This is a genomic window from Trebonia sp., from assembly GCF_049794275.1.
Taxonomy (GTDB): Bacteria; Actinomycetota; Actinomycetes; order Streptosporangiales; family Streptosporangiaceae; genus Trebonia.
Genome location: NZ_JBARCR010000098.1, coordinates 1 through 6,630, shown reverse-complemented (window position 1 = coordinate 6,630; position 6,630 = coordinate 1). Strand labels below are relative to the sequence as shown.

Sequence of the window (6,630 nt, the reverse complement as noted above, 5' to 3'; positions counted from 1 at the left end):
AGCCGGTCCCGATGCGCGCGCCGGCCGGCAGGTCAGCCAGCTTCGCTCCGTTGCGCGCGACCAGCGCGTCCCGGGGGTCGTCGCGGGGCGGGATGGCGGCAAGCGTGATCCCCTGCGGTGCCCCGGTGGGCAGGTCCTTGAGCGAATGCACGGCGAAGTCCACCTCCCGGCGGAGCAGGCTTTCCCGCAACGCGCTGACGAAAACCCCGGTGCCGCCGATCTGCGTGAGCTGCTCCCTGCTGACGTCGCCGAGCGTGGTCACCCCGACGATGTCCACTGGGCGGCCGGTGCGCTCGGTGAGGAGCCTGGCCACATTGCGGGACTGGGCGACGGCCATCGGGCTCCGGCGGCTGCCGAGCCGCAAGGGGGTGTCCGCCTTCACTGGCTCCCCTCCTGGTCGGTGATGTCGGGAGCTTCGACTTCGGCGCGTGTCATTGCCTCAACCGCACGCGGGTTCAGGTCGAAAAGGACCCGGAGCGCGGCCTCGTATTCTTCGCCGCCTGGCGACGACGCGAGCTCCTTTACCCGGACAGTCGGCGCATGCAACAGCTTGTCTACCACTCGGCGCACCGTCTGGGCGATTTCTTCCAGGGCGTGCCCGCTCACGCCGTGCTCGCTGAGCCGCCCGCCGAGCCGCTCGAGCTCCGCGTCGACGACCGTCGCCGCCTTGGCGCGCAGCGCCACCACGGTCGGCGTCACCTGGGCGGCACGGACCGCTGACCCGTAGGCGGCGAACTCCTCCTCGACGATCGCGCGGACGGCCGCGACCTCAGCCGCACCGACGGCCGCCTCCCCGGTGCCGCGCAGCTCGTCCAGGCCGATGACGCTGACGTCAGGCAGGTCTGCGACCGCCGGGTCGACGTCGCGTGGCATCGCGAGGTCGAGCAGCACCAGTGGCGCGCCCGCCGGCCGCTGGTCAAGCGCGGCACCTACCATCTGCCCGGTGATGACCGCCCCGGCGGCGCCGGTGCAGGAGATAACCAGGCCGGCGCCCGCGATCGCGGCAGGCAGATCCGCGAAATCCACGACCACGCCGCCGGCTCCGGCCGCGAGCCGTTCCGCTCTGGACCGTGTCCTGTTGGCTACGGCGATCCGCGCCGCGCCGGCCCGCGCGGCGGTGGCCACGGCCAGCCCGCTCATCGCGCCGGCCCCGACGACGAGGACATCGCGGCCGGTGAGGAGCTGTGTTGCCCCGGTCGGACCAAGGCGCGACGCCGCCAGCTCGACGCCGACGCTGACCAGGCTGATGCCGAGCCGGTCGATCCCGGTCTCCGCGCGGGCCCGCTTGCCGGTACGGAGCGCGATCCTGCCGAGATCGCGCAGCGACCGGCCGAGCGTGCCGTAGTCATCGGCGGCCTTGAGGGCGGCCCGTACCTGGCCGAGTACCTGGTCCTCGCCCACTACCATCGAGTCGAGCCCGCTGGCCACGGCGAGCAAGTGCTGCACCGCGCGGTCCTCGTAGTGCACGTACAAGCTGGCGGTGAGCTCGCCGGCCGGAATGCCCGAGTACCGGGCGAGGAGTTCGCAGATGCCGTTGACGCCGCCGTGGAACCGGCCCACCTCGGCGTAGACCTCCACCCTGTTGCAGGTCGAGATCACGAAGGTTTCCGCGGTATCCGGCAGGTGGGCGATGTCCCGAAGCAGCTTGCCTAGCGTGTCGCCGCTGACCGCGGCGCGCTCGAGGGTCTCAACTGGCGCGCTCTTGTGGCTGAGGCCGACAACCAGGACGCTCACCGGTACACCGCCTAGGCTTCCGCCGCCGCCGGATCCGCCACCTGTCCGAACCGCTCGGCGGACCGCCGCTGCGCGTGGAAGGCGAGAATCTGCAGCTCGATGGATAGGTCGACCTTACGCACATCCACCCCTTCCGGCACGGTCAGCACCAGCGGAGCGAAGTTCAGGATACTGGTCACCCCGGCGGCGACGAGCCGGTCGCATACCGCCTGGGCCGCTCCCGCGGGCACCGCGATCACTCCGATCGCGATGCCGCTGGTGGCCACGATCTCCTCGAGTTCGCCGGCGTGGCGGACGGCCACCGTGCCGACCTCGCGGCCGACCAGCGACTGGTCGCTGTCGAGCAGTGCCGCGATGCGGAATCCGCGGGTGACGAAGCCGCCGTACCTGGCCAGGGCGCGGCCGAGGTTACCGGCGCCGACGATCACCACCGCCCAGTTCTGGTTCAGGCCCAGTGCGCGCGACACCTGGTAGACGAGGTACTCGACGTCGTAGCCCACGCCTCTGATGCCGTACGAGCCGAGGTGGCTCAGGTCCTTGCGCAGCTTCGCGGAGTTGACGCCGGCCGCGGCGGCGAGCTCGTCACTTGCGACGGTGCTCACGCCGCGGTCGGCCAGCGTGTAGAGGGCTCGCAGGTAGATGGGCAGCCTTGCCACGGTCGCGTCGGGGATGCCGCCGGGATAGGGCCGGTCGGCCTGGCCGTCTAGCTGGTCGGACGGCGCCGGCTCGCCGTCGCTGGCGTGGCGCAGCCGGCCGCCGACACCAACCTCCACAGTCGCGGACGTTCCGGCGGCTGCCTGGCCGGGGCTGCCTGGTTCGTCGGACGGGTTAGGCAACTCGGCGACACTGGACATGCGGCGCTCCCGGGGTGGATCGACGCTACTGACGGGCCGCGCAGGACGCGGCCCGGCTAGGTTGGATGGCGTTTGGGGTACGCCGGCCACCATCGAGCACTGCGGCCAATCACGGCTGCTACCTACCATACGTCGTTTGTGAACGAATGCACAAAGTCATTCGCCAGGCCCGTGCCCGGGCCTCTTCCGGGGTCCGCGGCAGACCGCTCGTTTACCATGGTCTCACGGCAGCTCCGGCCTGGTGACCGCAATGGGATGTTAGGCGGCCGATTCCAATGACCGCGGAAATTACGCGTGCGCATAGCACGGGAAATCTCCGCCAAAAGAGGAATTAGCGCTGGCTGAGGGCAGTGCGCAGGCGGTCTTCAGATACGCGCCAGAAATCGTGCTGTACGCCGTCGACCAGCGTGACGGGAATCTTTTCCCAGTACTCACGCAGATCTTCTTCCGACTGCGTGATATCACGTTCCTCCCAGGTCACGCCGAGTTCTCCGGCCACGCGGCGAATCACCTCACGCGCATCGTCGCAGAGGTGGCAGCCTGGTCGGCTGAGCAGCGTGATACGGGGCGCCGGCATTTAGCTGCCTCAGTATCGTCCTGCCTGGGAGGCGGTCCTGTCCCGCTCCGCGGGCTCGAATCGCGGCGTCCTGGCGTCCGTGCCGGTGTCCTGGTCCGGCTCGCTGGACTGGCCGCCCTGCCCGTAGCCGGCGCTGCGCCCATAGCCGCCAGCCTGGTCGTAGCCGCCGGTGGTTTCCGCGTGGCGGCCGCCGCCGTCAGGCTGCCGGCCGCTGCCAAGCTCCGGGTACCGGCCGCTGCCCTGCTGCCCGCCGTTGCCGGCCGCCGCGTACTGGCCGCTGCCGTAGTTCCCGCTGCCGTAGTTCCCGCTGCTGTACTGCCCGCTGCTGTACTGCGCGTCGCCGTACTGCCCGTCGCTGTGCTGCTCGTCGCTGTACTGCCCGTCGCCGTAGTGCCCGCTGCCGTACTGGCCGCCGTTGCTGAGCTGGCCGTTGCTGAGCTGGCCGTTGCTGAGCTGGCCGTTGCTGAGCTGGCCGTTGCCGTACTGACCGTTGCCGGCCGCGTACTGGCCGGGCGGCGCGTACTGCGCGGTGCCGGACGCCGCGTACTGCTCTGTCGCCTGGTACTGCTCTGTCGCCTGGTACTGGTCTGTCGCCTGGTACTGGCCGGCCTGGTACTGGCCGGCGGCCGCGTACCGGTCACTTGACTGGTACTGGCCGTTAGCGGCCGGGTAGCCGTTCGTGGCGTACCTGTCGCCGGACCCGAGGCCAGCGGGCACACGGTCCAGTTGCGTTTCCTGCCCGAATCCCGGCGCAGCCGCCACCTCGGGCGCCTGAGCGGCGGCAAGCGCGGCGACCTTCGCGTATTTCAGCCGCAAGTCGATAATGTTCGTCGCGAGGACGCAAGACCTGCGATCGGCGACGAAACGCTGAATATGCGGCTGCTGCTCATGGCTCTCAAAAGCCGCGCGGTCGCGGTAAATCTCGTAGATGATCCGCTGCATTGGCGCCTTGGGCACCACGTGGATGACATAAACCAGCGTGTCGGGCTCGGCAGTGCGGACTCCTTCGGCGGCGCGTTCCGCCAGCCGGTCGAATTCCGCCGCCTTATCGTCGAGCAACGTGAAAATGGATAGCCGCCCGTATGGGCGCGGGGTCCCCGCCGGGTTATCATTCCCGGACGCTGACTCGTCCGCCGGAAGGAATTCCGACCCGGGCGAGGACGACGCCCATCCATACTGACCGCTTGCGCCGGTCGCCGCGTAGCCAGACTGCGCGTAGCCGGACTGCGCGTAGCCGTCGGCATACCCAGCCGCCCCCGGCGCCCCGGACGCGTCGTAGCCGTTCCCGGAGGAGGCGCCGTTCCCGGAGGAAGCACTGCCTGGGTACCCGGTGCCACCTGAGTACCCAGCAGAGTCATACCCCGCGCCACCGTAACCCGCGGCGGACTGGCCCGATCCCGGGTAGCCGCTGTCCGGATACCCGTTGGGGCCGTAGCCCCTGGCGTCGTACCCCTGGGCGCCATATCCCTGACCAGCGCCGGAAGCCTGGTCGCCGTATCCGGTCGGGGACGCGTAGTTACCCGAGCCCGCTTGGCCGGCCCCGTTCGGGTACCCGGTTCCCTGGTAACCGGCTGCGGTGTCCGGCTGGTACCCGTCCCCGTTCTGCCAGCTGTCGCGACGGCCTTCGTCCCACCCGTCGTCGCGTTGCCTCGCGCCCCTCATATCCGCCCCGCCCCTCGGTGTAGGCCTTGCAGCTCTTCCCATTGTCGGCGAATTCGTCCGGCATGGTGGCTAGTTGGCGAGACCGGTAGCAGCGCAAACGGAAAGCGGCGGTGTCGCGCGGCCCTGTTTGCCGAGGTCAGCGGGTACGCGGCAGGAGGCCCTACTTCTTGTTCCTGCGCTGGATCCTGGTCTTCTTCAGCAGCTTGCGGTGCTTCTTCTTCGCCATCCTCTTGCGGCGCTTCTTGATGTCTGAGCCCATCAGGCCACCACTCCTTCTTGCACAACGGCAGACGGGCAGCCGTCGCGCTCACCAGGTCGGGAGGCTGGGCACACGCCCGAAGTTCGGATCCGCGCGAACGCCTACCGCCCGCGCAGTGCACAAGCGTACCTGCTATCGCACAGCGGTGTTACGGCCTGGTCCCCAACCAGGCACCGACACCCCGGGGCCACCGCCCGGTGTGGACGGCGGCCCGGGAGGCCGGATTGGCCAAAACGAGATGCCCGCAGAGCACTTGCCCCCTGGTGCCGCGGCGGTTCCGGTCTATCCGCGGTCAGCAGCCAGCGGGAGCGCTCAGCCGGTCCCTACATAGGCGGCCCTGAGGTACTGGTTGACCGCCTGCTCCGGAACCCGGAAAGAACGGCCGACCCGGATGGCTTCCAGTTCGCCGGAGTGGACCAGCCGATAGACAGTCATCTTTGATACCCGCATGATCGTTGCCACTTCGGCGACGGTAAGAAATCTCACGTCGCTTAGGGGGGTTTCGCTCGCCATCATTGCCCTCTTCCGCGCGAAGCCGAGCACGCCTGACCGGATTCAGCGCACCAGTCACGTACGTATCCAGAGTAAGTCCCGTACAGAAAAGAGCAACCCCCCGAATAGGCTCATAGTTGTTACTGGGCGGCATCCAGCAGACCGCTGCCCCTTGCGCCCGTCTGCTGATTCTACGAAAAAGGCAGAAAGAAGCACGTCACAGGTGTGCTACTAGCCCATGCGAGGCAAACACCGCAGTGCGGGTTCGCATGATCGCGCGATCAACCGGATCTCCCGGATCCACGCCAGAACTAAAAGGCACATAGTTCGCAGACGCGCCGTCGGTCATGGTCGCCGGGGCGGTTTCGCCGGTCAAGGAGCGGGCCAGATCGCGCCACGCGGCAGGCGTCTCCATTTCCGGGTCGACGGGAGCGCCGGCGGCGATCGCGAGCAGGTGCGTCCAGGTCCTCGGTACCACCTGGACGAGCGCGTACCCGCCGCCGCCGGTCAGCAGCCAGCGGCCAGCGCACAATTCATGCGCGAGGTCGTGCAGCATGACCTGGGCGCGCCGCTGCCCGTCGACGGTCAGCTCCAGGTGGGCGAGCGGGTCGAGCCGGTGGCTGTCGCAGCCGTGCTGGCTGACCAGCACCGTCGGCTTGAACGCGCGCAGCAGCGGGGGCACCACCGCGTCGAAGGCGCGCAGCCACCCCGCGTCGCCTGTCCCGGCGGGCAGCGCCACGTTCACCGCGTAGCCCTCACCGTCGCCGGCGCCAGTCTCGCCGGGCAGCCCGGTGCCGGGAAACAGCGTGGCGGGGTGCTCGTGCAGGCTGATCGTGAGAACCCGCGGGTCGTCGTAGAACGCCGCCTGCACCCCGTCGCCGTGGTGCACGTCCGTGTCGACGTAGGCGACCCGCTCCGCCCCGGCGCTCAGCAGCCACCTGATCGCGATCGCCGGATCGTTGTAGACGCAGAACCCGCTGGCGGACCGCCGCATCGCGTGGTGCAGGCCGCCGGCGATGCTGGCGGCGTGCAGCGCGGGCGCCGCCGCGTCC

At 69.4% G+C, this 6,630-nt stretch carries 7 protein-coding genes and 1 pseudogene; all 8 read right to left on the bottom strand.

What is annotated here, in order from left to right; genetic code table 11:
- Window positions 1-337 (bottom strand): annotated as a pseudogene (locus WA805_RS02625) (hydroxymethylbilane synthase); the annotation flags it as partial.
- 41 nt (window positions 338-378) lie between these two features.
- Window positions 379-1,734, bottom strand: a complete 1,356-nt coding sequence (locus WA805_RS02620) for a glutamyl-tRNA reductase (protein WP_425241563.1) — start codon at window positions 1,732-1,734, stop codon at window positions 379-381.
- A gap of 11 nt (window positions 1,735-1,745) precedes the next feature.
- Window positions 1,746-2,588, bottom strand: coding sequence for a redox-sensing transcriptional repressor Rex (locus WA805_RS02615; RefSeq protein ID WP_422323374.1), 843 nt, complete (start codon window positions 2,586-2,588; stop codon window positions 1,746-1,748).
- A 331-nt stretch (window positions 2,589-2,919) separates the two neighbouring features.
- Complete coding sequence (locus WA805_RS02610; RefSeq protein ID WP_422272767.1) at window positions 2,920-3,165, bottom strand: glutaredoxin family protein; 246 nt, start codon at window positions 3,163-3,165, stop codon at window positions 2,920-2,922.
- 9 nt (window positions 3,166-3,174) lie between these two features.
- Window positions 3,175-4,827 carry an antibiotic biosynthesis monooxygenase gene (locus WA805_RS02605; protein WP_425241562.1) on the bottom strand — a complete coding sequence of 551 codons (1,653 nt, stop codon included), beginning with the start codon at window positions 4,825-4,827 and terminating at the stop codon, window positions 3,175-3,177.
- Window positions 4,828-4,987: 160 nt separating this feature from the next.
- Complete coding sequence (locus WA805_RS02600; protein ID WP_425241561.1) at window positions 4,988-5,086, bottom strand: 30S ribosomal protein bS22; 99 nt, start codon at window positions 5,084-5,086, stop codon at window positions 4,988-4,990.
- A 312-nt stretch (window positions 5,087-5,398) separates the two neighbouring features.
- The gene (locus WA805_RS02595; protein WP_422272772.1) at window positions 5,399-5,602 is read right to left on the bottom strand and encodes a helix-turn-helix domain-containing protein; all 204 of its coding nucleotides are present in this window, start codon (window positions 5,600-5,602) and stop codon (window positions 5,399-5,401) included.
- A gap of 193 nt (window positions 5,603-5,795) precedes the next feature.
- The coding region (locus WA805_RS02590) for an acetoin utilization protein AcuC (protein WP_425241560.1) at window positions 5,796-6,630 on the bottom strand (835 nt) is incomplete at its 5' end.